At 65.6% G+C, this 25,498-nt stretch carries 28 protein-coding genes; 18 read left to right on the top strand and 10 right to left on the bottom strand.

Annotated features, from left to right (window positions below; genetic code table 11):
- The 9 genes from DYI42_RS08145 to DYI42_RS08105 are packed head-to-tail and all read left to right on the top strand — an operon-like array spanning position 1 to position 4,615.
- Complete coding sequence (locus DYI42_RS08145) at positions 1-387, top strand: FlgB family protein (protein WP_213545436.1); 387 nt, start codon at positions 1-3, stop codon at positions 385-387.
- Positions 388-396: 9 nt separating this feature from the next.
- On the top strand, positions 397-789 hold the full coding sequence (gene flgC / locus DYI42_RS08140) for a flagellar basal body rod protein FlgC (RefSeq protein ID WP_213545435.1): 393 nt from the start codon (positions 397-399) through the stop codon (positions 787-789).
- A 20-nt stretch (positions 790-809) separates the two neighbouring features.
- Positions 810-1,100, top strand: a complete 291-nt coding sequence (gene fliE, locus DYI42_RS08135) for a flagellar hook-basal body complex protein FliE (RefSeq protein WP_213545434.1) — start codon at positions 810-812, stop codon at positions 1,098-1,100.
- A 3-nt stretch (positions 1,101-1,103) separates the two neighbouring features.
- A complete protein-coding gene (locus DYI42_RS08130; protein ID WP_213545433.1) occupies positions 1,104-1,370 on the top strand; it encodes a flagellar biosynthetic protein FliQ in 267 nt (88 codons plus the stop codon).
- A 4-nt stretch (positions 1,371-1,374) separates the two neighbouring features.
- Positions 1,375-2,088 (top strand): flagellar hook-basal body complex protein, encoded by a 714-nt coding sequence (locus DYI42_RS08125; RefSeq protein WP_213545432.1) that lies wholly within the window; start codon positions 1,375-1,377, stop codon positions 2,086-2,088.
- Positions 2,089-2,100: 12 nt separating this feature from the next.
- The gene (flgG, locus tag DYI42_RS08120; RefSeq protein WP_213545431.1) at positions 2,101-2,886 is read left to right on the top strand and encodes a flagellar basal-body rod protein FlgG; all 786 of its coding nucleotides are present in this window, start codon (positions 2,101-2,103) and stop codon (positions 2,884-2,886) included.
- A complete protein-coding gene (flgA, locus tag DYI42_RS08115) occupies positions 2,886-3,338 on the top strand; it encodes a flagellar basal body P-ring formation chaperone FlgA (protein WP_342344627.1) in 453 nt (150 codons plus the stop codon). Before flgG ends, flgA begins: the two co-directional genes overlap by 1 nt.
- A complete protein-coding gene (gene flgH, locus DYI42_RS08110; protein ID WP_213545430.1) occupies positions 3,338-4,069 on the top strand; it encodes a flagellar basal body L-ring protein FlgH in 732 nt (243 codons plus the stop codon). Before flgA ends, flgH begins: the two co-directional genes overlap by 1 nt.
- A 27-nt stretch (positions 4,070-4,096) precedes the next feature.
- Entirely contained in the window at positions 4,097-4,615 is a 519-nt protein-coding gene (locus DYI42_RS08105) for a flagellar basal body-associated FliL family protein (protein WP_213545429.1), read from the top strand.
- Between the two features lie 105 nt (positions 4,616-4,720).
- Here the strand turns inward: DYI42_RS08105 and DYI42_RS08100 are convergent, their stop codons facing one another.
- The 4 genes from DYI42_RS08100 to pncA form a co-directional block, all read right to left on the bottom strand.
- Positions 4,721-6,433: a thiamine pyrophosphate-binding protein gene (locus tag DYI42_RS08100; protein WP_244867722.1), complete on the bottom strand. Its 1,713-nt coding sequence runs from the start codon at positions 6,431-6,433 to the stop codon at positions 4,721-4,723.
- An 84-nt stretch (positions 6,434-6,517) separates the two neighbouring features.
- Positions 6,518-6,919 (bottom strand): response regulator transcription factor, encoded by a 402-nt coding sequence (locus tag DYI42_RS08095; RefSeq protein ID WP_213545428.1) that lies wholly within the window; start codon positions 6,917-6,919, stop codon positions 6,518-6,520.
- A gap of 489 nt (positions 6,920-7,408) precedes the next feature.
- Positions 7,409-8,122, bottom strand: a complete 714-nt coding sequence (gene arsH, locus DYI42_RS08090; RefSeq protein ID WP_213545427.1) for an arsenical resistance protein ArsH — start codon at positions 8,120-8,122, stop codon at positions 7,409-7,411.
- Positions 8,123-8,177: 55 nt separating this feature from the next.
- Positions 8,178-8,777: a bifunctional nicotinamidase/pyrazinamidase gene (gene pncA / locus DYI42_RS08085; RefSeq protein ID WP_213545426.1), complete on the bottom strand. Its 600-nt coding sequence runs from the start codon at positions 8,775-8,777 to the stop codon at positions 8,178-8,180.
- Between the two features lie 92 nt (positions 8,778-8,869).
- Between pncA and trhO the strand changes: the two genes are divergently transcribed.
- On the top strand, positions 8,870-9,766 hold the full coding sequence (gene trhO, locus DYI42_RS08080) for an oxygen-dependent tRNA uridine(34) hydroxylase TrhO (RefSeq protein ID WP_213545425.1): 897 nt from the start codon (positions 8,870-8,872) through the stop codon (positions 9,764-9,766).
- Positions 9,763-10,329, top strand: coding sequence for a hemerythrin domain-containing protein (locus tag DYI42_RS08075; protein ID WP_213545424.1), 567 nt, complete (start codon positions 9,763-9,765; stop codon positions 10,327-10,329). The genes trhO and DYI42_RS08075 overlap by 4 nt, the downstream gene beginning before the upstream one ends.
- A gap of 74 nt (positions 10,330-10,403) precedes the next feature.
- Here the strand turns inward: DYI42_RS08075 and DYI42_RS08070 are convergent, their stop codons facing one another.
- The gene (locus DYI42_RS08070) at positions 10,404-11,168 is read right to left on the bottom strand and encodes an HpcH/HpaI aldolase family protein (protein ID WP_140015620.1); all 765 of its coding nucleotides are present in this window, start codon (positions 11,166-11,168) and stop codon (positions 10,404-10,406) included.
- A 150-nt stretch (positions 11,169-11,318) separates the two neighbouring features.
- On the opposite strand from DYI42_RS08070, the gene DYI42_RS08065 reads away from it, so the two are divergent.
- The gene (locus DYI42_RS08065; RefSeq protein WP_213545423.1) at positions 11,319-12,263 is read left to right on the top strand and encodes a hypothetical protein; all 945 of its coding nucleotides are present in this window, start codon (positions 11,319-11,321) and stop codon (positions 12,261-12,263) included.
- Positions 12,264-12,362: 99 nt separating this feature from the next.
- Complete coding sequence (locus DYI42_RS08060; RefSeq protein WP_213545422.1) at positions 12,363-13,100, top strand: hypothetical protein; 738 nt, start codon at positions 12,363-12,365, stop codon at positions 13,098-13,100.
- Between the two features lie 119 nt (positions 13,101-13,219).
- Here DYI42_RS08060 and DYI42_RS08055 read toward each other — a convergent pair whose 3' ends face one another.
- The gene (locus tag DYI42_RS08055) at positions 13,220-14,353 is read right to left on the bottom strand and encodes a bifunctional transcriptional activator/DNA repair enzyme AdaA (RefSeq protein ID WP_213545421.1); all 1,134 of its coding nucleotides are present in this window, start codon (positions 14,351-14,353) and stop codon (positions 13,220-13,222) included.
- Between the two features lie 145 nt (positions 14,354-14,498).
- Here DYI42_RS08055 and DYI42_RS08050 point away from each other — a divergent pair, with 145 nt between their 5' ends.
- The 4 genes from DYI42_RS08050 to DYI42_RS08035 are packed head-to-tail and all read left to right on the top strand — an operon-like array spanning position 14,499 to position 17,490.
- The gene (locus DYI42_RS08050; protein WP_213545420.1) at positions 14,499-15,923 is read left to right on the top strand and encodes a cytochrome ubiquinol oxidase subunit I; all 1,425 of its coding nucleotides are present in this window, start codon (positions 14,499-14,501) and stop codon (positions 15,921-15,923) included.
- A 3-nt stretch (positions 15,924-15,926) separates the two neighbouring features.
- Positions 15,927-16,958 (top strand): cytochrome d ubiquinol oxidase subunit II, encoded by a 1,032-nt coding sequence (cydB, locus tag DYI42_RS08045; RefSeq protein WP_244867720.1) that lies wholly within the window; start codon positions 15,927-15,929, stop codon positions 16,956-16,958.
- Positions 16,958-17,053, top strand: a complete 96-nt coding sequence (locus DYI42_RS08040) for a DUF2474 family protein (protein WP_213545419.1) — start codon at positions 16,958-16,960, stop codon at positions 17,051-17,053. Before cydB ends, DYI42_RS08040 begins: the two co-directional genes overlap by 1 nt.
- Positions 17,054-17,061: 8 nt before the next feature.
- Positions 17,062-17,490, top strand: coding sequence for an acyl-CoA thioesterase (locus tag DYI42_RS08035; RefSeq protein WP_213545418.1), 429 nt, complete (start codon positions 17,062-17,064; stop codon positions 17,488-17,490).
- Positions 17,491-17,513: 23 nt separating this feature from the next.
- Here DYI42_RS08035 and DYI42_RS08030 read toward each other — a convergent pair whose 3' ends face one another.
- Positions 17,514-18,101, bottom strand: a complete 588-nt coding sequence (locus DYI42_RS08030) for a YdeI/OmpD-associated family protein (RefSeq protein WP_213545417.1) — start codon at positions 18,099-18,101, stop codon at positions 17,514-17,516.
- A 100-nt stretch (positions 18,102-18,201) separates the two neighbouring features.
- Here DYI42_RS08030 and DYI42_RS08025 point away from each other — a divergent pair, with 100 nt between their 5' ends.
- Positions 18,202-19,377 (top strand): winged helix-turn-helix domain-containing protein, encoded by a 1,176-nt coding sequence (locus DYI42_RS08025; RefSeq protein ID WP_213545416.1) that lies wholly within the window; start codon positions 18,202-18,204, stop codon positions 19,375-19,377.
- On the opposite strand, the gene DYI42_RS08020 is transcribed toward DYI42_RS08025, so the two are convergent.
- The 3 genes from DYI42_RS08020 to DYI42_RS08010 form a co-directional block, all read right to left on the bottom strand.
- A complete protein-coding gene (locus DYI42_RS08020) occupies positions 19,358-19,738 on the bottom strand; it encodes a hypothetical protein (RefSeq protein ID WP_213545415.1) in 381 nt (126 codons plus the stop codon). The two genes, DYI42_RS08025 and DYI42_RS08020, sit on opposite strands and share 20 nt — an antisense overlap.
- Before the next feature lie 7 nt (positions 19,739-19,745).
- Positions 19,746-22,163: a DNA topoisomerase (ATP-hydrolyzing) subunit B gene (gyrB, locus tag DYI42_RS08015; protein WP_213545414.1), complete on the bottom strand. Its 2,418-nt coding sequence runs from the start codon at positions 22,161-22,163 to the stop codon at positions 19,746-19,748.
- A gap of 84 nt (positions 22,164-22,247) precedes the next feature.
- Positions 22,248-25,469 carry a caspase family protein gene (locus tag DYI42_RS08010; RefSeq protein WP_213545413.1) on the bottom strand — a complete coding sequence of 1,074 codons (3,222 nt, stop codon included), beginning with the start codon at positions 25,467-25,469 and terminating at the stop codon, positions 22,248-22,250.
- Positions 25,470-25,498 lie beyond the last annotated feature (29 nt).

Below are 25,498 nucleotides of genomic sequence, written 5' to 3'. Positions count from 1 at the left end.
ATGTTCGATCAGCTCGAGATCCTTTCAATGGCGCGTGGCCTTGCCGCGCATTCCGCCGCCCGCCAGCAAGTGGTGGCGCAAAACCTCGCCCAGTCCGATACGGCTGGCTACAAAGCCCGCGATATCGCCAGTTTCGGCGAAGTCTATCAAACCGGCCCCGGCCTCGACCTGCGCCAGACGCGGGCAGGCCACCTCTCCAGCGATGTGCCCCCCGAGGCGCTGCGCCCTTTCGTGGAGCGCGGCATAGATGGCGATCCGAACGGCAACACCGTTTCCATCGAAAGCCAGATGGTGAAATCCGCCGAAATCCAGACGCGCCACGAGATGGCCCTGTCGATCTACCGCACCACGCTGGGCCTCATGCGCGCCACGCTGGGCCGCGGGTAAGGGGGCGTCATGAGCGATCTGTTCCAAAGCTTCTCGGTTTCCGCCTCGGGGATGGCTGCGCAAAGCTCGCGCCTGCGCCATGTGTCGGAAAACATCGCCAACGCCGATACCCCCGGCTACCACCGCAAGCTCACCCCGTTCCGCGAGGTGATGCAGGGCGGCCGGATGACCGGCGCGGTCGAGGCGGCACCCGTGCAGCTTGATGACACCGAGCTGCCCGAGGTCTTCGACCCCTCCCACCCCATGGCCGACGAAGCCGGCTTCTACCTCGGCTCCAACGTCGATCTGGTGATCGAAATCGCCGACGCGCGCGAGGCCCAGCGCAGCTACGAAGCCAACCTCAAGATGTTCGACCAGGCCCGGCAGATGACCAGGAGCCTGTTGGAAATACTGCGGAAATAGCAGGTTTAAGGAGATCCAGAATGGATATCAAACTGTCCCAGGTGGCCCGGCTCTACGAAGGGGCCAGGCCGGCCACCGCCCCGAACGAGGGCACCCAGACGGGCGGCGAAGGCTTCGCCCGCGTGGCCGAGGACTTTGCCTCCATGCTCTCGAACGCGGAGCAGGTGGCGATGGACGCGATGGTCGGCAAAGCCGATCCTCACGCCCTCGTGCAGGCATTGGCCGAAACCGAGCTGGCGGTCGAAACCGCCGTCACGGTGCGCGACAAGGTCGTGGAGGCCTACCAGGAAATCCTGCGGATGCCTGTGTAAGCGATGGAGGCGGCGGGCTTTTACGACACGCTCCGCGAGGGGCTCTGGGTGGGCGTCATCATCGCCCTGCCCATCCTCACCGTGGCGCTTGTCGCGGGCGTGGCCATCGGCCTCGTCCAGGCACTGACGTCGGTTCAGGAAATGACCCTCACCTTCGTGCCCAAGCTCGCCGCCATCCTCGCCGTCTTCTGGCTGACAATGGGCTTCATGACAGAGAGCCTCGTCAGCTTCTTCCAATCCACCCTCGTCCCGCTGATCGCCGGAGGATGAACCCATGAGTACCGGATACGTGACCCTCGCCCGCCAGACCGGGCTGATGAACGAGATGCGCGCGGTGGCCAACAACCTCGCCAACCTCTCCACCACCGGCTTCCGCCGCGAGGGGGTGATCTTCTCCGAATGGGTTCGCGCCGCCGATGGCCCGTCGGGCTCGGTCTCGATGGGCACCGCCCGGGTGCGCAACACCGACCTTTCCCAAGGCGTCCTCAGCCAGACCGGCGGCACCTTCGATTTCGCCATCGAGGGCGAGGGCTTCTTTCAGGTCGAAACGCCCGAGGGCCCGCGCCTCACCCGCGCCGGCAGCTACACCCCCGGCCCCGCCGGCGAGCTGGTGAACGGTGATGGCCACTTCCTGCTCGATGCCGGCGGCGCGCCGGTGTTCGCCCCGCCCGGCGTGCAGAGCATCAGCCTCTCGCCCGACGGCACGCTCTCCGCTGATGGCACCCCGCTGACCCAGATCGGCGTGGTGGTGCCCGAGGACTACACCGCCATGACCCGGCAGGGCGGCACCCTCTTCGATCCCGGCGGCGCGGTGCTTCCGGCAGAGAACGCCCGCGTGCTGCAAGGCTTCGTCGAAGAGAGCAACGTCGACCCGATCCTCGAGATCGCCCGGATGATCGAGGTCCAGCGCACCTATGAGCTGGGCCAGAAATTTCTGGAGAAGGAGTCCGAGCGCAAGGACTCCGTCATCCAGACCCTGACACGATAAGGAGGCAAGCCCATGCAGGCCCTGAAAATCGCCGCCACCGGCATGAGCGCGCAGCAGATGCGCGTCGATGTCATCTCCAACAACCTCGCGAACATGAGCACCACGGGCTACAACGCCCGCCGCGCCGACTTCGCCGATCTGCACTACCGCCAGCTTGCACGGCCCGGCGCGATCAACGCCAACGATGGCACCGTCCTGCCCACCGGCGTGCAGATCGGCCTCGGCGTCCGGCCCTCCGCCGTCTCGATGAACGTGCAGCAGGGCTCGCTCGGCGCCACCGGGGGCGACCTTGACGTGGCGATCGAGGGTAACGGCTATTTCGAGGTCACCCTTCCTTCCGGCATCTCCGCCTACACCCGGGACGGCGCGCTGAAGCGCTCGGCGGATGGGCTGATTGTCACGGCTGACGGTTACGGCGTGGTGCCCGATATCACCATCCCGGAGGATGCGCGCGCAATTTCCATCAACGCCGATGGCGAGGTCTATGCCTATTTCAACGATCAGGTCGCACCGCAGCTTCTCGGCCAATTCACCCTCGCCGATTTCTCCAACGTGAAGGGGCTGGAGGCGATGGGCTCCAACCTCTTCCTTGAAACCGAGGCCTCCGGCCCGCCGCTGGTCGCCACCCCTGGCGAGCAGGGGCTGGGCACGCTGCGGCAGGGCTATCTCGAAGATAGCTCGGTGGATGCGGTGAAGGAGATCACCGACCTGATCACCGCCCAGCGTGGCTATGAGCTGAACGCCAAGGTCATCACCGCCGCCGATCAGATGCTCGGCGCCACCACCCAGATCCGCTGATGATGTTCCGCCTCGCCGCCCTTCTCTGCCTCCTCGCCGCGCCACTTCGGGCCGATATGCTCGTGGCCGCCCGGATGATCCCGGCCGGCACCGTGCTGGAGCCGCGCGATGTGCTGCTGCGCGAGGGCAGCGCCGCCGGGGCTGTGGAGGCTGTGAGTGCGGCGGCGGGGCTGGAAGCACGTGTCGTGCTCTACCCCGGGCGCCCGATCCGCGCCGCCGATCTCGGCCCGCCCGCGCTGATCGAGCGCAACCAGATCGTCACCCTCGTCTACCGCCGCTCCGGCCTCCTGATCGCCACCGAGGCGCGGGCGCTGGGGCGCGGCGGCGTCGGCGACATGCTGAAAGTCATGAACCTCGCATCCCGCAGCACCGTCACCGGACAGGTCGACGAGGCGGGGCGCGTCATCGTGGGCCCGAGCGCCCGTTTGCTGAAAGACCTGGAGGACTTCTGATGACCCGCACCGCCCTCATCCTCGCCGCCGCCCTGCTGGCGCTTACCGGCTGCTCCCGGCTCCAGAACGTGGGCAAGGCGCCCGCCTTCGAGCCCACCGAAGAGACCTACGAATATCGCGCCATGGCCACCGTGTCCCTGCCCGACGTGCTCGATAGGAAGCGCGGCGCCGAGCAGGCCTCGCTCTGGAGCCGCAACCGAAAGTCGCTGCTGGGCGACCGGCGGGCCGTGCGGCGCGGCGATATCCTCACCGTGGTGATCGAGATCGACGACAGCGCCAGCATCTCCAACGCCACAGGTCGAAGCCGCAACGGCTCCGAGAGCATGGGCGTGCCCTCGCTCTTCGGCATCCCACAGCGGATCGACGAGCGCCTGCCCGAAGGCGCCAGCACCGCCGATGCCGTCTCCACCAATTCGTCCTCCACCTTCAACGGCAACGGCTCCGTCAGCCGCAACGAACAGCTCGAGTTGCGGATTGCGGCGACCATCGTGGAGGAAATGTCCAACGGCATCCTGCGCATTCAGGGCAGCCAGGAGGTGCGGGTGAACTTCGAGCTGCGCGAACTTCTGGTCACTGGCTACGTCCGCCCCGAGGATATCACCCGCCAGAACGAGATCACCTATGACAAGATCGCCGGAGCGCGCATCTCTTACGGCGGGCGCGGCCAGATCACCGATGTGCAGCAGCCCCGCTACGGCCAGCAGGTGGCCGACATCGTCCTGCCCTTCTGACCGGACCCGCCAGCGGAGACCCTCGCCATGAAGTCCATCCTCCTCATCCTGATCCTTGCCGCCCTCGGCATCGGCGCGGGCGCGGGCGCGGGCATGATGCTCCGCCCGCCACCGCCCGAAGTGGTGATGAACCCCTGCGGCGAAGAGGGCGGCGAGATGGTGGAAAGCCACCCCGAGGCCGCGCCCGAGGCCGAAGACACCACAGGCGACGAGGCCGATCCGACGCGGGAATACGTGAAGCTGAACAACCAGTTCATCGTCCCCATCGTCGAGGAGGGGCGGGTGGTGTCGATGGTGGTCCTCAGCCTCAGCCTCGAGGTCGACATCGGCCAGCGTGAAACCGTCTATGCCCGCGAGCCCAAGTTGCGCGACAGCTTCCTGCAAGTGCTATTCGACCACGCCAACTCGGGCGGATTTTCGGGCAACTTCACCACCGGCACCAAGATGCGGCACCTCTCGGAGGCGCTCGAAGAGGTGGGGCGCAAGGTGCTGGGCGCGACGCTGACGGATGTGCTGATCATCGACATCGTCCGGCAGGACAGCTGAGGCCAAAAGCTGTGCCACAGGCGCAATGCGACTGCGGAAAGGACCGAGCACGCGCGCCGGAAAATCTCGTCGCAGGCGCGGCCACCGGCACCCGGCGCGGGCGCGTCAGCGCTTCTCGCCAACCTCGCGGGTTTCGCTCAGGGTCATCCCGGCAGAGAGCGCTTCGGGGTCCACCACCAGCTCCAGCACGGCGAGCCTCCCGCTGGCCTGGGCACGCACGAAGGCCCCGGCAAAGTCTTCCGTCCGCTCCACCCGTTCGCCGAAGCCGCCATAGGCGCGGGCCAGCGCGGTGAAATCGGGGTTGGCGAGATCGGTGCCCGAGACCCGGCCGGGGAATGTCTTTTCCTGGTGCATCCGGATGGTGCCATAGCGCCCGTTGTTCACCACCAGAACGATCGGCGCGGCACCGTGCTGCGCCGCCGTTGACAGCTCGTTGCAGGTCATCTGAAAGCAGCCGTCCCCGGCCATAGCCACCACCACCCGCTCGGGGTGGCGCAGCTTGGCGGCGATGGCTGCGGGCAGGCCGTAGCCCATGGAGCCGCTGGTGGGCGCAAGCTGGGTGCCGTACCGCTTGAACCGGTAGTAGCGGTGCAGCCAGGCCGCGTAATTGCCCGCACCATTGGTGAGGATTGCATCCTCGGGCAGATTGTCCGACAGCCAGCGGATCACCTGCTCAAGCTTCAAAGCGCCCGGTGTTTCCTTTGGACGGGTCCACTTCTCATAGGCAGCGCGGTAGTCGGCGGTCCACTGGCGCTTGTCGTTGCGGGGGCGCACCGAGCGGGCCAGCTTGGCCAGCACCACCGGCGCCTCGGCGACGAAGGGCAGCTGCACCGGGTAGACCTTGCCGATTTCGTCCGGGTCTGGGTGCACGTGGATGATCCGCTTGCCCGGCGCGGCCACATCGAGCAGCCTGTAGCCACCCATCGTCACATCGCCCAGCCGGGTGCCCAACGCCACGATCAGGTCGGCCTGGCGCACCGCGTCCCCCAACGCGGGGTTCATCCCCACGCCGAGATCACCGATGTAATTGGGGTGCCGGTTGTCCATGTAGTCCTGACGCCGGAAGGGCACCGCCACCGGCAGGTCCAGCGCCTCGGCGAAACGGGCGAGGTTGGTGGAGGCCTCCGCGCTCCAGCCCGGCCCGCCTGCGATCACAAGCGGGCGGTGAGAGCGCTCGATCTGATGGGTCACCAGCTCGGCGAAGTTTGAGCCTTCGGGCGAGGTGAAAAAGGCGTCATCCGCGCGGTCGGCCACATCCACCTTGTCATGCAGCATGTCTTCGGGGAGCGAGAGCACCACCGGCCCGGGCCGCCCGGCGCAGGCCAGGCGGAAGGCACGGTCGATGTATTCCGGCAGGCGCGCGGCGTCATCCACCTCCGCCGTCCACTTGGCGACGGGGGCCAGGAAGGCCCGCATGTCCACCTCCTGAAAGGCGTCGCGGTCGCGCTGCTCGCGCGGCACCTGGCCGACGAAGACCACCATCGGCGTGCTATCATGCTTGGCCACATGCAGGCCCGCCGAGGCATTGGCCGCCCCCGGCCCGCGCGTGACGAAGAGCACGCCGGGCTCGCCTGTCATCTTGCCCTCCGCCTCCGCCATCATCGCCGCACCGCCCTCCTGGCGGCAGACGATGTTGGTGATGCCAGAGTCCACCAGCCCGTCGAGCACCGGCAAAAAGCTCTCGCCCGGCACCGAAAACACCCGCTCCACGCCGCGAATGCGCAGCTGGTCAACAAGCACCTGCCCGCCATGGCGCAGGTCAGCGGAACGAGGTTTCGCGGCAGGTCTAGGTGTTTTCAGCGGCACGACGGTCTTCATTACGGGGCCCCGGAGATTCGCCCCAGCCTGTGCCATTCGCTCCGCACGGGCAAGCCTTGCGCGCGGCAAAGAGGCAATTCTCGATCAGTGCCGCACCCCGGCACGGCCTTCGGCAACCTCCGGGCGATATCCTCCGCCGTGATACTCCACCATCGCCGCCAGGTCGTCGACTGGCGTGCCGGTGCGCAGGAAGGCGCAGGCATTGGGGGCGAGTGCAAAGATGGACCCATCGGAGAAGAAGGTGGTATCGGTCACGAAGATCACCTTGGTGTCCGGATGGCGATAGGAGGCAAAATCGGCCACCGCCAGCGCGCTGCCTTCCCGCAGTATCAGGTTGAGCACGATCACCTGAACCTCGCCGTGGCGCAGCGCATCGACGGCTTCGGCCTGGCCGCGTGCCACCGTCACCTGGCAGCCTTGCCGCTCCAGATGCCGAGCCCAGACTGTTCCGAGCTCCTCGTCGCTCTCCACGATGAGAACTTTCACACCACGCCTCGCCGTCCGGATGAAACCGGTCTCAACTCCCCCGCGACTCCTTATGAGCCAAAGGAGCCTTTTGTGCATTAACACATTGGCCACAACGGTTAACGCGCTTTGTGTCACCGGAAGCCGAAGTGGGCGAAAATCCCCGATTTCACAGCGATTTGCTCGAAAACTCAGCGAATTGTAATGATTAACCGTTTAACCTTTTAGTCGCGCTTCCTGGGATGAGGAGGTCGAAGAAGCGAGCCTGGGAACAGCCGCCCAATTACCCGCACCAACGCTTGCCTGCTCATGGGGAATGAAGGTGAGTTCCTTCTTGGCCCCTTTAACGACGTCACGCCTTGCAACGTCCGCTAACTCGCCACCTGAGGCGGGCTCGACGCGCGCGGAAGGCTGCTGAAGAGCGCTTGGAACCGGAACGTCTGAAAGAGGCGATACCTCCGTTGACCATGTGAACGACACTTGCGGTGATGATGGACGGCATCGAGGCGTTTAAGTTGCATCCTTCAGGTTCACCCGCGCCGAGAGCTCTTCGCGGGTTTCCACCCGCTCCGAGTAGCGATCCACGAGGTGATCTTTGATGTCGCGGGTCAGCAGTGTGAAGCGGGCCAGTTCCTCCATCACGTCGACCATCCTGTTATAGAACGGCGAGGGCTTCATGCGCCCGTCCTCGAATTCGTTCCACGCCCGCGCCACCGAGCTTTGATTGGGGATGGTCAGCAGCCGCATCCAGCGGCCCAGAATCCGCATCTGGTTCACCGAGTTGAAGCTCTGGCTGCCGCCCGACACCTGCATCAGCGCCAGCGTCTTGCCCTGCGTCGGGCGCACGCCGCCGATGGGTGAGAGCGGGATCCAGTCGATCTGCGTTTTCATGATGCCAGTCATCGCGCCGTGCCGCTCTGGCGACGACCACACCATGCCTTCGCACCACATCACCAGGTCGCGCAGCTCGGCCACCTTGGGATGGTCGGCGGGCGCGTCGTCGGGCAGCGGCAGGCCGGAGGGGTCATAGATGCGGGCCTCGCAGCCCAGTTTCTCCAGCACCCGCGCCGCCTCTTCCACCATCAGGCGCGAATAGGCCACCTCCCTCAACGAGCCGTAGAGCAGCAGAATACGCGCCGGATGGGTGCTCTGCCGCGTCGGGAACAGTTGCTCAGGATCGGGCGCGCGAAAGCTGGCCTCGTCAATCTGGGGCGTATCGGTCATGGGGCCTCTTCGGCGGTGTTAAAAGCTCGGTGCTGCCCTACCTAGGGCGCACGGCTCAGTCCACCACCACGCCCGCGCCGCGCATCCCTTCCATCGCCGCCTTCAGCGACCCGTCAAGGTCGATCGCGCGGCACAGGTCGGTGCGCACGGTCACGGTGAAGCCCAGCTTGGCGGCGTCCACGGCGGAGAAGTTCACGCAGTAGTCCGTCGCCAGCCCCACCAGGGTGAGCTTCTCGATGCCGCGCGTGCGCAGGTAACCCTCCAGCCCGGTGGGCGTTTCGTGGTCGTTCTCGAAGAAGGCCGAATAGCTGTCGATCCGCGGGTTGTAACCCTTACGTACGATCAGGTCGGCGCGCGTGGTGTCGAGATCGGCATGAAACTCGGCCCCCGCGCTGCCCTGAATGCAGTGATCCGGCCACAGCACCTGCGGGCCGTAGGGCATGTCGATCATGGAGAAAGGCTCGGCCTCCGGGTGGCCCGACGCGAAGGACGAATGCCCCTCCGGGTGCCAATCCTGCGTCAGCACCACGGCAGGGAAATCACTCATCAGGTCGTTGATCCCGCGCACGATCTGGTCGCCGCCTTCGACCGCCAGCGCTCCTCCGGGGCAGAAGTCATTCTGCACGTCGATGACGATCAGGGCGCTGTCGGGCATGGGCGATCTCCTTGTTTTTCGGGGAGAAGGTAACACTCGCAGTCAGAGGGTCAATCTTGCCCGGCGGCGCAGGTGCAGGTATGCCGCACCCCATGTTCACCGTCGCAGCGCTCTACAAGTTCGCTCCCTTCCCCGACCCTGCCGCCTTGCGGGAGCCGTTGAAGGCACTGTGCGAGGCCGAGGGGCTTTGCGGCTCGCTGCTGCTGGCCCCCGAGGGAATCAACGGCACCGTCGCAGGGCCGCGCGCGGGCATCGACCGGCTGATCGCCCACATCAAGGGCCTGCCCGGCTGCGCCGATCTGGAGTGGAAGGAAAGCGAGGCCGCCGAAAGGCCCTTCCGCCGCATGAAGGTGCGCCTCAAGCGCGAGATCGTCACCCTCGGCGTCGAAGGGGTGGACCCGAGGGCTTCGGTCGGCACCTACGTGCCCCCCGCCGAATGGAACGCGCTGATCGAGGCCCCCGACGTGGCGGTGATCGACACCCGGAATGATTACGAGGTCGCCATCGGCACATTCGAGGGCGCGGTGAACCCGGGAACGGCGAGCTTCGGCGAGTTTCCGGCCTGGTGGGAGGCCAACAAGGACCGGTTTCACAACAAGCGGGTGGCGATGTTCTGCACCGGGGGCATTCGCTGCGAGAAGTCGACCAACTACCTGAAATCGCAGGGCGTTGAGGAAGTGTATCACCTACAGGGCGGTATTCTGAAGTATCTGGAGGAGGTGCCGGAATCGACAAGCCGCTGGGAGGGCGAGTGCTATGTGTTCGACCAGCGCGTGTCGGTTGGCCATGGGCTGAAGCCTGGCGACTACCAGCTTTGCCACGCCTGCGGGCGGCCGGTGTCTGCCGCAGATCGCGCCGCGCCGGACTATGAGGAAGGCGTGCAATGCCCCGCCTGCGTGGGCGAGTATTCCGAGGAAGACCGCGCCCGCTTCCGCGAACGCCAGCGCCAGCTTGCACTGGCCCGCGCACGGGCTAGCTCAGCCGAATGAACGGGTTGGATCTTCAAACCCGCGCCGCGCTGCCCGACGCCCTCCGCGTCCTGCTGGCCGACTACCCGCGCGAAACATGGGAGGCGCACCCGCATTTTGCCGGGCTGGTGGAGTTCTGGCTTGACCGGCACCTGATGTTCCGCCGCCTGCTGGACCTGCTGAACCAGGAAACCGAGAGCCTGCTCGATGGTGGCGACCCAGCCCGCTTCGGCTCGACCTTGCCACGCTACGGCGGGATGCTGCTTCAGCAGCTCCATGGGCACCACCAGATCGAGGATGCACATTACTTCCCAATCCTTGAGGCCAAGGCCCCCGAGATCGCCCGCGGCTTTCAGCTGATGGAGGCCGACCACCAGCAGCTCGACCCGGCCCTTTCGGGCTTTGCCGATGCCGCCAACCTCACGCTCGGCAAATTGGCGGAGGGCGGGAATGCAAAGGATGCCGCCGCCCCCTTCGCCGCGTCGCTCGAAAGCCTCGGCGGCCTGCTCGACCGGCACCTGACCGACGAGGAAGAGCTTGTGGTGCCCGTGGTCCTCAAACTCGGCCCGGATACCATCGGCTGAGGGCCGCTCTTCAGGGGCTTCGCCCGCTCATGGCAGCCGCGAAGACGCCTCGAAGGGCCGATGAGCTGCCCGGCCTAACCGGCAAAGCGCTCCCGCGCCGCAATCGCACCCGCGCGCAGGATCGAAGCATCCAGCGTCACCGCGACAAACACCGCGCCGGCCTCCTCGGCTTCCTTCTGGAAGGTCGGGTCCAGCGTCAGGATGCCCGGTGCCTTGCCCGCGGCCTTGATCCGGCGAATGCCATCAAGGATGGCCGCCTTCACCTCCGGATGGGTCGGCTGGCCCGGGTAGCCCATCGACGCGGCAAAATCCGCCGGTCCGATGAAGATGCCGTCCACGCCATCCACCGCCGCAATCTCCTCGGCCTGCGCCATCGCTTCCACGGTCTCGATCTGCACCAGCAGGCAAATCTCCTGCTCGGCAGTCTGGATGTAATCCTTCACCGCGCCATAGCGGCTGGCCCGCGTTGTGCCGCCCACGCCGCGCACGCCGCGTGGCGGGTAGCGCACGTGCCGCACCGCCAGTTCGGCCTCCTCGACGCTCTGGACATAGGGAATGAGCAGCGTCTGCGCGCCCTGATCCAGCAGGCGCTTGATTTCGATCATGTCGTTCCAGCCGGGCCGCGCGATCGTGGTCACCGGGTAGCCCCCGGCGGCTTGCATCAGCGGCATCAGCCCCGGAATGGTCACGGGAGTGTGCTCGCTGTCGAGCAGGATCCAGTCATATCCGGTGCCCGCCAGCAGCTCCACCACGCCCGGATCGGGGATCGTGTTCCAGATCCCCACCTGCAACCGCCCCTCGGCAATCGCGGCCTTGAAGGCATTCTTCGGCATGTCCATGGCGCTCTCCCTCTCTCGCTCGGGCGCGACTATCTGCCATTAGCCGGAAGAAGCCAAGCCGATGGACTTGCGAGACAAAATTGCCGACCTGGCGCCACATTCCCGCCCGGTCCGGCTGCTAGGTAGGTGGCCTGTTGATGAGGTTCTGCGATGTCTGACGAAAGCTTCTGGTCCTACCACCTGCCCTATCGCCTGTCGCGCCTGCGGCGCCGTATCGTGGCGTTCTCGGCCCTGCCGCTGCTTGGGGCTGCGCTCTCCATCGCGCTTCACCCGGGCGATGCGCCGCTCGCCGACCCGGCCACGCTGATCGCCGTCATGGCGCTCTGGACGGGCTTCATGGTCTGGCACCATGCGACCTTTCCCGGCGGATGGACCGAGGCGCTGCCCATGGCAGTCATGTTCACAGGCCTGCTCGCCACCACCGGCGAGATGACCCTTCACGCCACCGCCCCTGCGCTCACCGACCAGCAGGTACAATGGCAGATCATCCGCCTGTTCCTGACCTTCGTCATGGGCACCTTCCTGCTCGTCTGGCTCCTGCCCACCGCCCTCATGTCGCTGCCCACGCGCACCTACCGGACGCGCGGAAGCACCTGGGTTCCGGTCGCGCCCGAGGTGCTGGAGGAGGCGATGATCATGCAGCCCGGCGAAACCAAGGGTCACCACCGCTGTGGCCAGCCCGACGATGAAGGCTTTTTCCCCGTCTGGTTCACCGCCAACATCCCCGATCAGGAAACCTTCGAGCCCTGCGCGCGCGAGATGGGCTACAAGATGCGGGTCTTGGAGGCCGAGGATGGCGAGATCACCTGCCATGCCATCGTGCCCGAAAGCGGCGCAAGCTCCATGGCGCGGCAGCGCTTCATCCCCGAGGCAGGCGGCACCCGCTACGAGATCGACGAGGTGCACGACAACTTCAACCCCTTCACCCGGCTGATGTTCTGGCTGGATGACGCCCATGCCGATTACGTCACATCCTTTGTCGACGAGATCGAAGGCCGATTACCCCGCGCCATCAAGCAGCAGGTGCAGGACATCATGATCTCCCGTCTCGCAGGCTGGATGGTGAAGAACGACCTCGCCGGGCCTCAGCCGTAGGATCAAGATGCATTGAGTTCGTCAGACTGGCGTGATTCATTGGTCCGAAAAAAGAGTGACCTCTTGGGAACGTCCCAGCAAGTTCTCAAAGTCGAAACCATGGATCATGATGTCATGAAAGATCAAACAGGGTATTCCGCGCCGACTTCGCATCATGTGAGGGTGCGGCTGACTTTTGCTATTTCTATCTTTCTCGCTGCATTCTGCAGTTCGAGAGCTTGGTCCGAAGAAAAAACGGAGAGTCTTTCAGATCAGTATGATATTGTCCTGCATTGCGGAAGTGAGCCGGATGTAGAAGGTGCATTTGCCTCATATCCCAGACCAAGCAACCTAAGTGGATTTGCCACGCACTTCGAGGGCTTCAACCCGGTATGGCTCGACCGATATCCTGAGCTTTTCAGAGAAGACGATGTCTTGCAAAGCTCTTTTGAAGATGGTCGCGAAGTGCTCTCAAACTTGGGTTCTGGATGCTGGATCGACTTAAACGAGTCTTCTGCACTTACTTTCAGTTCACACCTTCTTCGAGATGGCTTTGATTATGGAGGTTATTCAAATTCCGTTCGGCACTTAATACGGCAGAGGTCCTGCGACCTGGAGTCTGGTAGTCATCAACCCTTCAACGGTCAAATTGTTATTGATGCAGAACTGGTTTCTTACGAAGAAGCGGGCCGACTATCTGAGTACCATCCCTTTAGGTATAACCCATTGAATCTGTCAGATTGCGAGAATTTAGCTGTCGCATCTGACTTTCAGTCGGCAATATACCTTTCGGCTGAAATAGGTAAGGTGGAAGCTGTTCTGATCGGCAAGAAATACATAATTCGCTTTCGAGATTAGTCAGCTGATGAAGCGTTCGGCATGTTTCAACGCGGCATGGAATACTGCGCCTAAAGTAGGCGACGATACTGACTCGACTGTCGCAAACCGCGACTTCAAGAAGGCCGTTAACAGAACAATCAATTAGTCTTCGGCACCCTGGCCCTGGACGGGTCGATCGAACGACTTGCTTCAATTTGGAGATTTTTCGGACCAACGGGGCGCAGAGCGGCAAACCCGCGCTCCAGCGCGATCAGCCGCTCCTTGCGCCAGAGCCCGCCGCCGTAGCCCGTGAGGCTGCCATCGGCGCCGATCACCCGGTGGCAGGGGATCACCAGCGCAATCTGGTTGGCGCCGTTGGCCCGCGCCACCGCGCGCACCGCCTGCGGCTTGCCTATGGCCTGCGCCACCTCGCTGTAACTGCGCGTCTCGCCCGCCGGTATCTCCTGCAACGCTGCCCAGACGGCCCGTGTAAACTCCGAGCCGTGCAGCGCCAGCGGCGTGCCGAAGTCGGCGCTTTCGCCGCGAAAGAACCGGCCCAGCTCAGCTGCGACCTGCTCAGTCGGCGCAGGCCGCCCAAAGCCCAGCGCACCCTTCGCACCAGCGTGCAACCGCTGCAACTCGCGCGGCAGAGCCTTGCGGCCCACGAATTCCAGCAGGTGCAGGGCGCGCGCATCGCTCACCGCCACCATCGGGCCCAGCGGCGTGTCGATCCAGTCGGCCATGAGCAGCGGCTTGCGATCAAACGCGCCGGGCACCATGCCCAGCATCCGCCCAAAGGCGGCGCGGAAGGCCGAGGCGCTCTCGAATCCCGCATCCACCTGCGCCTCGATCACCTTGCCCCCCTCACCAAGCACATCCAGCCCCGCGAGCAGCCGCCGCTGCCGAGCCATCTCAAGGAAGGTCGTTCCGAAGGCCCGCTTGAAGGCGCGGCGCACCGTGGACGGGTCATACCCCTCCGCCGTCACATCCGCCTCGCTCCAGCGCCGCGCAGGGTCGGCGGCGAGCGCCTCCAGCAGCGCCGCGACTGTGGGGTCATCGGTCAGAGCATCGAGCGGCCTGCACCTCTTGCACGCCCGAAAGCCTGCCTCGATACAAGCCTGCGCCGTTTCCCTGAATTCGCAATTCTCCCGCAGCGGCTTTCGCGCCGGGCAGGTCAACCGGCAGAAAATGCCGGTCGAGCGCACACACACCAGCGCCCGCCCCTCATAGCTCGCATCCCGCGCCATCAGCGCGGCATAGAGCGTGTCATCATCTGGCAATCTGAACAGCATGGCCCAAGCCTAGCGCCATGGCGCAAACCGCGCAGCCGGAAATCGGGCGCCTATTTTCCCACCTGCGGCAAAGCGGCACCTCGGCTCGACGCGCACAACCCTTAGGCTAACTCAGGGAGGCAACGACACAGAGACGATGATTCCGATGTTCGAAACCTTCGACGCCACTTTCCTCGCCCGCCTCCAATTCGCCTTCACGGTCTCGTTCCACTTTCTCTTCCCGGCCTTCACCATCGGCCTGGCCTCCTACCTCGCCGTGCTCAACGCGCTCTGGCTGGCCACAAAGCAGGAACGCTTCCTCAACCTCTTCCGTTACTGGGTGAAGATCTTCGCGTTGGCCTTCGCCATGGGCGTGGTTTCGGGCATCGTCATGTCGTACCAGTTCGGCACCAACTGGTCAGTCTTCTCCGACAAGGCCGGCCCGGTGATCGGCGCGCCCATGGCCTATGAGGTGCTCTCGGCCTTCTTTCTCGAAGCTGGGTTCCTCGGCATCATGCTCTTCGGGCGGGATCGCGTGGGGCCCGGCCTGCACATGGCCGCCACCGCGATGGTCGCCGTGGGCACCTTCATCTCGGCCTTCTGGATTCTCTCGGTGAACTCCTGGATGCACACACCGGCAGGCTTCAGCATCGACCCGGAGACAGGCCAGTTTCTCCCCGAGGACTTCTGGCAAATCATCTTCAACCCCTCCTTCCCCTACCGGTTGATGCACACCGTCACCGCGGCCTACCTCACCACCGCCTTCATCGTTGGCGGAGTCGCCGCCTGGCATCTGCTGCGCCACCGCAGGCGCGGCGAGCTGGCCAGCGCCGAGAGCCGCACGATGTTCTCCATGGCAATGTGGATGGCGGCCATTGTGGCGCCCATCCAGATTTTCCTTGGCGACGCCCACGGGCTGAACACGCTGGAGCACCAGCCGGTGAAAGTGATGGCGATGGAAGGCCATTACGAGAGCCACCCCGACGGCGCGCCGCTCTACCTCTTCGGCTGGCCCAACGACGAAACGCAAACGCTCGACTATGCGGTGGGTATTCCCAAGCTGTCGTCGCTGATCCTCAAGCATGATCTGAACGCCCCGCTCGACGGGCTCGATACCGTGCCGGACGAGGACCAGCCCCCGGTGTTCATAGTGTTCTGGGCCTTCCGCATCATGGTGATGATCGGCTTCGCCATGCTGGGCCTTGGCCTCTGGTCGCTCGCCGCCCGTGCCAAGGGCCGCCTCTATGACTGGCCCATGCTCCACCGCGCCGCCGTGCTGATGGGGCCTTCCGGCCTCGTCGCGGTGCTCGCGGGCTGGGTGACGACGGAGGTGGGCCGCCAGCCCTTCACCGTCTATGGCCTCCTGCGCACCGCCGACAGTGCCGCGCCGCTCGACGCGCCGGCCGTGGGCGCCTCACTGATGGCCTTCATCGTCGTCTACTTCGCCGTCTTCGGGGCCGGCACATGGTATATCCTGCGGCTGATGGGCCATGAGCCGAGCCCGGCTGAGCCGCGCCTGAAAGATGTCACCACCGGCCCAACCCGCGCCGCTGGCCGCTCGCCGGTGCCCGACGCCCCCAAGGAGGACTGAGCCATGCCCCTCGCTGAAGGCATCTCCTTCGACCTCACCGTGATCTGGGCTTTCCTGATCGCCTTTTCCGTTCTCGTCTACGTCGTCCTCGACGGCTTCGACCTTGGCCTCGGCATGCTCTTCGCGCTCGAGCGCAAGCGGGAGGACCGCGACGTGATGATGAACTCCGTCGCCCCGGTCTGGGATGGTAACGAAACCTGGCTCGTTCTGGGTGGCGGCGGCCTCTTCGCGGCCTTCCCGCTTGCCTATGCCCTGATCCTTCCGGCGGTCTACGTGCCCGTGATCGCCATGCTCTTGGCCCTGATCTTCCGCGGCGTCGCCTTCGAATTCCGCTGGCGTACCGAACGCTGGAAGCCGCTCTGGGACGTAGCCTTCATCGGCGGCTCCGCCCTGGCGGCGCTGTCGCAAGGCATCATCCTCGGCGCGCTGCTTCAGGGAATCGAGATCGACAAGGCGGCCCGCGCCTACTCTGGCGGCTGGTGGGATTGGCTCACCCCCTTTACCTTCGCCGTCGGCCTCGGCGTCATGGCGGGTTACATGCTCCTCGGTGCCTGCTGGCTGGTGCTCAAGACCACCGGCGAGCTGCAAAACCGAATGCGCCGCTGGGCCATGCTCTTCGCGCCGCTCACCGTGGCATTCATCGCCGTGGTCTCGCTCTGGACGCCGTTCTTGCAGGAAGGCTACTACAGCCGCTGGTTCACCGGATGGGGCTGGGGCCTGGCGGGCGTTGTGGGCGTACTCACCGCCGCCGCCTTCTTTGGCCTGCTTACCCGCCTGCGCATGGCCTCTGCCGAGCTCTCGCCCTTCCTGCTCGCGCTCGCCCTCTTCATCCTCTGCTTCGGCGGCCTCGGCGTGTCGATGTTCCCCTACATCGTGCCCACCGAAGTCACGATCTGGGAGGCCGCCGCACCCGAGAAATCCCAACTCTTCATGCTGGTCGGCGCAGGCATCCTGATCCCGATCATCCTCGCATACACGGCCTTCGCCTATTGGGTGTTCCGTGGCAAGATCGACGCAGACACGGGCTATCACTGATGCGCCGGGCCCTCTGGTTCCTCGCGCTCTACGGTGGGTCGGTTTTGGCTTTGGGGCTGGTGGCCCTTGCCATCCGGGCGGCTCTCGGGCTCTGATCGGGGCCATGAAAACCCCGCCCGGCACCCGAGCCGACTATTCCGTGCTCAGCACGCATGACACCCGCTGGAAGGATATGGACCCCTACGGCCACCTGAACAATGTGGCCTATTACGAGCTCTTCGACACCGCGGTGAACGCCTGGCTGGTGAACGAACGCCTGCTCGACATCCTCCACGGCGACCAGATCGGCGTGATGGTCGAGTCAGGTTGCCGCTTCCTCTCCGAAATCCGTTTCCCCGCGCCAGTCACGGCCGGAATCCGCGTGGCAAGGATCGGCACCAGCTCCGTCCGCTACGAGGTTGGCCTCTTCGCCGGAGAAAGCGACGTGGCCGCCGCCGAGGGCTTCTTCACCCACGTCTACGTCGATGCCGAAACCCGCCGTCCCAAGCCTCTGAGCGACAGGCTGCGCAGAGGCCTCGCGCAACTGCTGTAGGGTGGGCAATTTGCCCACCACCCTTACCGGTCGTGCATGCCTTTGCCGCCGAAGATCGCATCCCGCGCCTTCTCGATCCGCCGCTCCCGCGTCTCCGCCCGCTTCGCCCCGCCAAAATGCAGCGCCCAGCCCCGCCGCCGCCCCGGCGTCAGCGCCTCCCAGGCCTCCCGCAGCGCATCATCAGCCGCCAGCGCCTCTTCCAACTCCTCCGGCAGATCGAAGTCATCCGGCGGCAAGTCCACCTCCCGCCCGTCCTCCACAAGCCGCACGGCCTGCGCCACGAACGCCTCGATCGCCTCCCGCGCCGCCTCGACCTCCTCCACAGACCGAAACTCCATCACCCTCGCCGCCCGTGAGTTCGGCCCCGGCGGCACTAGCAGCCCCTCCGGATCGTCCAGCAGAACCCCTCGGAAAAACGACAACCGGACCCGCCCGCCATAGCCACCCGGCATGCACACATTCGTCCCCTTCCAGGTGTAACAGGCCTGCCGCCACTTGAATGTCTCCTCCAGCGGCCCGGCGAGCAGCACCGCCCGCACCGCCTCCATCTCGGCCTTCCAGTCCCCGAGCTTGCCATAAAACACCCCGGCCCGCCGATCTTCGCTGCCCATGCCAACCTCCCTCCGGTCCTCGGCACGACCAAACCGCAACGCCCCTCAAATGTCAGCAACCGGATTGCAACTCCCGCGCCCCCGGCCCAATCCTGACGCCATGACCGCGCTCACCATCACCAACACCCAGGCCCGCGCCCTCTGGCTTTCCACCCACGGCCTCGCCACACCGCCCACGGGCACGCTCGACGCGCCGAAGATCATTCACGACCTCGGCTTCGTCCAACTCGACTCGATACAGGTCGTCAGCCGGGCCCATCACCACATCATGTGGTCGCGCAACGCCAATTACCGCGAGCCGGTGATGGACAAGCTCCTGGGCAAGCAGCGCGCCGTCTTCGAGCACTTTACCCATGACGCCTCGGTCCTGCCGATGGAGTTCCTCCCCATGTGGCAACGCCAGTTCCGCCGCATGCGCGAGAAGATCTCGCGCTCCGCATGGTGGGGCCGGATGGACCCAGAGTTGCTCGCCTCCGTAAAGGCCCGCGTCGCCGATGAAGGCCCGCTCTGCACCCGCGACTTCGAGCACGTCCATGAAGGCCCAAAGGAGATGTGGCATCGCCCACCGCACAAGAAGGCCCTTGATTTCTTGTGGTTTTCCGGCGAGCTCGCCACCTGCCACCGAGACGGCTTCACCAAGCACTACGACCTCGCCGAGCGCATCTTCCCGGCCCGCCTCCGCGAACAAAACCTCCCCGACGCGGCCCAAATCGACTGGCTCAGCCACGCCGCCCTGCACCGTCTCGGCTTCGGCACGCCGGGAGAAATTCGCAAGTTCTGGGACGCCACCACCGTGGCCGAAACCGCACAATGGGCCGATCAAGCGGCCGACCTGATCCCCGTCGAGGTCCAAACCGCCGACGGCGGCACGCTCAAGGCGCTGGCCTGCCCCGACATCGAGGCCCGCATCGCGGCCCTGCAGGCCCCCACCTCTCGCCTGCGCATCCTCAACCCCTTCGACCCGGCCATCCGCGACCGCATCCGCCTCAAACGCCTCTTCGGCTTCGACTACACGGTAGAAATGTTCGTCCCCGCCGAGAAACGGCAGTGGGGCTACTACGTCTTCCCCCTGCTCGAAGGGTCACGCTTCGTGGGCCGGCTCGAAGCTAAGGCCGACCGCAAGGCAGGCACCCTCACCGTCCTCAACCGCTGGACAGAGAAGGGCGTGCGCCCTTCAAAGGCGCGCGACGAGAAACTGGCAGCCGAACTTGCCCGCCTCTGCCGCCTTGCAGGGCTCGACACCGTGAGATGGGCTCTCAGCCCTGATGCACCATGAAAGCCACCGTCGCCCTCTCGGCGAAATCGCCGTAATGCGCGGCCTCCTTGAGATCGGCCTGCACCTGCGCCCTTGCGCCCTGCGGCAGCTCCGCAAGCAGTGCCGCCGTCACCGGTCCCTCGAACCGCTCCGCCCGCATTGCAACCTCATGCTCGCTGATCCACGCCTTGACCGCTGCCCGCCGTTTTCCATAGGCAACGTTTTCGAGCCCGGTGGCCACGCCGTGGACAGGCAACAAGAGCGGATTGCCCAGATGGTTCGCTTCAGCACAAGCCGCGAGCCCGACCGCCAAGGCACCCAATATGCCCCGGCGCAATGTAGCCGGAGTCCAACCGGACTCCGCCATGGCGCCAACCGTCATGCGGTCCTCAGAAATCCAGGTTCTCCACGCTCAGCGCGTTCTGCTGGATGAACTCGCGGCGGGGTTCCACCACGTCGCCCATCAGCTTGGTGAAGAGATCGTCGGCCTCGGCGAGGTCTTCCACCTTCACCTGCAACAGCGTGCGCGCCTCCGGGTCCAGCGTGGTTTCCCACAGCTGATCGGGGTTCATCTCGCCCAGCCCCTTGTAGCGCTGCAGCGTCAGCCCGCGCTCGCCCTCTTCGAGGATTGCCTCCAGCAGGTCGAGCGGGCCGTGGATGGCTGTCTCCCGGTCGCGCCGCGCGAGTGTGCCGGTCTGCTTGTAGATGTCGCCGCTCTCGCGAGACACCTGCGCCAGCCGCCGGGCCTCGCCCGAACGCAGCACCGCGCCGTCGAGCGTGCGGATCTCTTCGACACCACGCAGAACGCGGGCCAGCCGGATGCCATGATCCTGCGTGATCCGCCCCTGCCAGCCGCGCTCGTATTCCACCGCCACCTGGTCCAGCCGGGCGGCAATGGCGTCGGCCACAGCCTGAAGGTCGCTGTCCGCCGCGCCCGGCTCGAAGGCCCCGGCCAGCGCGGCCTGTTCGAGGATGCGCGTGGGGTAATGCGTCGGAAAGGCCTGAAGAATACGGCGGAAGCTCCGCGCCGCCTCGGCCACGCGCGCCAGATCCTGCCCGGCAATCTCCTCGCCCGAGGGCAGCCGCAGCACCGCGCCCTCGACGCCCTGCGCGATCAGGTAATCTTCCAGCGCCGGCACATCCTTGAGGTAAACCTCTGACCTCCCACGCGAAACCTTGTAGAGAGGCGGCTGCGCGATATAGAGATAGCCGCCCTCAATGATCTCCGGCATCTGCCGGTAGAAGAAGGTCAGCAGCAGGGTGCGGATGTGCGCACCGTCCACATCGGCATCGGTCATGATGATGATCTTGTGGTAGCGCAGCTTCTCGATGTTGAACTCGTCGCGCCCGATCCCGGTGCCAAGCGCGGTGATGAGCGTGCCCACCGTCTCGGAAGACAGCATGCGGTCAAACCGCGCCCGCTCGACGTTGAGGATCTTGCCCCGCAGCGGCAGCACCGCCTGATTGCCCCGCGCCCGGCCCTGCTTGGCCGAGCCACCGGCGGAGTCACCCTCGACGATGAAGAGCTCCGACTTGCTCGGATCCTTCTCCTGGCAATCCGCCAGCTTGCCCGGCAGGCTCGCCACGTCCATCGCCGTCTTGCGGCGGGTCAACTCGCGCGCCTTGCGGGCAGCCTCACGCGCCAGCGCGGCTTCCACGATCTTGCCAACGATCTGGCGCGCCTCGTTCGGGTGTTCCTCGAACCACTCTTGCAGCTTCTCGTTCACCAGCCCTTCCACCGCGGGCCGCACCTCGGACGACACAAGCTTGTCCTTGGTCTGGCTCGAGAACTTCGGGTCGGGCACCTTGACCGAGAGCACGCAGGTCAGCCCCTCGCGGGCGTCGTCGCCGGTAAAGCTCACCTTCTCCTTCTTGGCGATGCCGGAGGAGGAGGCATAAAGGTTGATCGTGCGCGTCAGCGCGCCCCGGAAGCCCGCCATATGGGTGCCGCCGTCGCGCTGTGGGATGTTGTTGGTGAAGGGCAGCACCGTCTCGTGGTAGCTGTCGTTCCACCACATCGCCACTTCCACGCCGATGCCGTCCTTCTCGCCGGTCATGAAGATCGGCTCTTCCATCACCGAGGCCTTGTGGCGGTCGAGATACTTGACGAACTCGCGCACGCCGCCCTCGTAGTAGAGCTCGCTTTCCAGCGCCTCTGCGGGCCGCTCGTCGCGCAGCACGATGCGCACGCCCGAGTTGAGGAAGGCCAGCTCGCGCAGCCGGGTTTCCAGCGTCTTGAAGCTGTAGTCGAGATTCGAGAAAGTGTCGGTCGAGGCCAGAAAGCGCACCTCGGTGCCTTTGCGGCCCTCGGCATCGCCCACCACCTTCAGGTGCTCCGCCGTCTCGCCGCGCTCAAACCGCGCCGTGTGCTCCTTGCCGTTGCGCCAGATGCGCAGCTCCAGCCAGTCGGAGAGCGCATTCACCACCGAAACGCCCACGCCGTGAAGGCCGCCCGACACTTTGTAGCTGTTCTGGTCGAACTTTCCGCCCGCGTGGAGCTGGGTCATGATGACTTCAGCCGCGCTGACACCCTCTTCGGCGTGCATATCCACCGGAATCCCGCGCCCGTTGTCGCTGACCGAAACCGAGTTGTCGGCATGCAGCGTCACCGTCACCCGGTCGGCATGGCCCGCCAGCGCCTCATCGATCCCGTTGTCGACGACCTCATAGACCATGTGGTGCAGGCCCGAGCCATCGTCGGTGTCGCCGATATACATGCCGGGGCGTTTTCGCACCGCCTCCAAGCCCTTGAGAACCTTGATGGAATCCGCGCCGTATTCTTCGGGTGCCTGTTCGTTTTCGGCCATGCCGCCTGTCCGTTGTTGTTGTGCCGGATTTATAGTCGTTCGGGGCCGGGATGTCACGCGGATGACATGATTTTAGGCGCCTTTTCAGGGGCTTTCTGCCGCGCCCGTATCTGTCTGATTTTCCTCGCCGATTTGGGCAATCCGGTCACGGGTCACGGCAAGATATTCAGCCTGCTCCGCAGTCAGCCAGTTCTTCGCCTCCATCTGCTCCAGAACATCCAGCGCTAGGGCAAAATTCTGCTCGGGTTCCACGCCCAGATCGGCAAGCTGATAATAGCTGACGAAAAGCCCCCATGTGATGGCATAATCCATCTTTGCCTCTTTCAGCAGGGCCAGGCGCATGTCTCGGGCGGTCTCGTGCTCGGCAATCGCCTCGTCGCGTTCCCCCTGCGCCGCCAGCGCGTTGCCCAGTTGCTCATGGCTGACCGAGAGCAGCCAGCGGCGGCTCAGGGAGTCCGGTGCATTCTCCACCCGTTCGGCCCGCAGATCCACCGCAATACGATGCCACGCCACGGCGTTCTCGACGCTGCCATAGGTCAACTCCAACTCACCCAGCGTTGCCACTGCCTCTGCCCGTTGAGCCTTGGCGCTCGGCAAGTTAGGGTCCAATGGGTCCATCTTGGTGGCAGCAACGGTCAGCCAGTCATAGGCGTTGCGCAGGCTCTCATCCGACTCCGCCGCCTCGCCCAAAGCAAACAGCGTCTGGCCCCTTCGCAACTCGCCGAGCCCCAGCAGCCAGGCCGCTTCGGTAAGTTCCGTGTCACGCAGCAGAAACCACATGCGGGTGAGCACGATGTGGCTGCGGGTGACAAGCAGCGACTTCAGCGCGCTCTCGTCCCCGCCCGCCGCCATCTCGTGTTGCTCGATGGCAAGGTTCAGGTCCAGCTCCAACTGGCGCCAGCGCAGGTTGTCTTCCTGCTGGTCCACCAGAATGCCGATAAGGTCGCGTGCCGCCAGAAGTCGCTTCAGCGCCGTCTCCCGGTCACCCGCCTGCGACAGATGATGCGCGATGCGCTTGTCGAGCCGGACGCTTTCATAGATCCACCCGGTATTGGTCGGATTGGTCTCGCGCAGCACGTCCATCACCTCGCGGGCCTGCTCCAGCCAGTCCAGCGCCTCGGCTTGGCGCCCCTTGAAGGAGAGCGTGAGGCCCAGCTGAAATAGCCCCTCGTAGCGCGCATACTGCACGTCCGAATCCGAGGCCGCCCCGGCAAGAACCTCCAGCGCCTCACCCGCCGCCGCCTCGGCGGGCTCCACCGCGAAGACACGGTTGTGCGCCATCGCCTGCCCGGCCAGCGTCTGGCCCAGGGCCAGGCGCAGAGCGGCGCGTTGCGGGTCGGCCTCGAACTTCTCGCGCAGATATTTCTCGGCCCGTTCCAAATATTTCAGCCCCGACTCCGGCTCTCCGGCCTCGACGAGAGCCTTGCCCGCCTTCATCGCCGCGCGCCCCACCGCCAGGTCGTCGCGCCCGCCCGCGCCGCGCGGCAGCCTGCCGTAGATCTCGAGCCCCTTCCAGTAGGTGTCGAAGGCGCGCATCGGCTCGCCCAGAGCCACCTGCGCATCTCCCTGCCGCTCGTAGGACTCCGCCAGCCGGTGCTGCACCTCCACATCCGCGCCATTGGCCTCTGCATGGGGCTGCATCCGCTCCGTGGCCGACTCGAAATCGGCCAGCGCATCCCCATAGAGGCCGAGCAGCATCGAGATGTCGCCTGTCAGCATGACGACCTCCCAGAAATCGAGATCATACTGCCGCTCCGCCTCGGGGCCCTCGCCCTTGCGCAGCGCCCGCCCGGCCAGCTCGGCGGCCTCGCGCACCGCCCCCGTGTCGCCCAGCACCTTCTGCGCCTTGGCGATCCCGACGAAGGCGAGGTAGAGGCGACGGCGGGCGGGCACGTCCTCGGGGTTGGCCGAAAACTCCGCGCCCGCGAGGTTTCGCATCCCCTGATAGGCGCCCAAGGCGGCGGCATGATCGCCCAGCAGGGTAAACAGCTCGCCCGCCTCGGCAAACAGCTCGATCCGAGCAATCCGCGCCTCTTCCGGCGGGTCCAGCGCCACCAGTTCCTCATGGATCGCCCCGGCCTGCGCCAACACCTGCATCGCCAGCGCATAATCCAGCCGGGTGCGCGCCACACCGGCCTTCAGCCGCAACGTCTCGGCCTCCGACATCCGCCGCGCCACGAGGTTTTCCATCAGCGCATCGCCCGAGGCCCGGTCGAGCGCGATGGCTTCGTCGAGCGCCCCCAATGCGCCGGTGAAGTCGCCCAACTCCAGCCGCGCCTCCGCCGCCTGTCGCGCCTCGGCCACCGCGCCATCCTGCGCCGAAAGCTGCCGCAACTGCGCCCGGGTCGCCACGAAGGCCGCCGCCGCCTCGGCCAGCTTGGTGCCGCGCTCGCTCGGGGAGGCATCGGAGAGATCGTTGGCCAGAAGCGCTCCGAAGATCGGCGCCAGCGGCACCTCCGCCTCGCTGGCCACCCGCTCCACCTCGGCGCGCACCTCTGGCGTGAGATCGGCCATCGCCAGCAGCAAACGCTCCCGCTCTGGCAGAGCGTCACTCTGCCCGGCGGCAAAGAACAACCGCGGCAGCGCGCTCTCCACGTAAGGAAGCTGCGCCCCCCGCGTCCGGTCGTAAACCTCCTGCTGCACCAGCGTCAGCACCGAGCGCACCTCCAGCCCCGGCGTCTCCAGATGCCGGGCGAGCGCCGCGGCGAAGGGAGAGTTCTCGCCCTCCCCGTCCAGCGCCACCGCCCCCGGCGCGGTGGAAAAGCCGATGAGCGTGCCCTCGGCCCGTGGCACGGCCGCAAAGCCCGGCGCCTCGCCCGCCTTCAGCGCCACCGCCGCGCGGCCCTCTTCGGCGCCCTCGAAGGGGTCCACCCGGCAGGCATCCACAAGCACCACCGCCACCGGCGCGATCCTCGCCACCCGCGCGCGGATGTCGCCCAGGCTCAGGCTCGTTTCCATCAGCGTCTCAAGGCTCTCGCCGTCGCCATCCACCGGCAGCAAGCGGTTGTCGCCTCCCACCTCGAAGCCATGCCCGGCGAAGTAGACCACCGCCACATCGGCGCCCTCGCCGTCATACTCGAGGTCTTCCAGCGCCCGCTCCATCCGCCGCCTGTCGCGGTCGCGCTCGTAGAACACTTCGAAGCCCAGCTTCTCCAGCGCCTCGCCCACCGTGTCGGCATCGTTCGCGGCATTCCTGAGCGGGCGCATCGTCTCGTAGCGATCATTTCCGATCACCAGCGCCACCCGCTTTTCAGCGAGGGCCGGCAGGGCGACAAGGCAGAGAAAGACAACGTAGATCAAGCGCATCACCGGCAGGATACCCGGCGATCCCACAA

The sequence above is a fragment of the Vannielia litorea genome (assembly GCF_018424695.1).
In the GTDB taxonomy this organism is placed as follows: domain Bacteria; phylum Pseudomonadota; class Alphaproteobacteria; order Rhodobacterales; family Rhodobacteraceae; genus Vannielia; species Vannielia litorea_A.
This window is presented reverse-complemented; position numbering and strand designations above follow the sequence as displayed.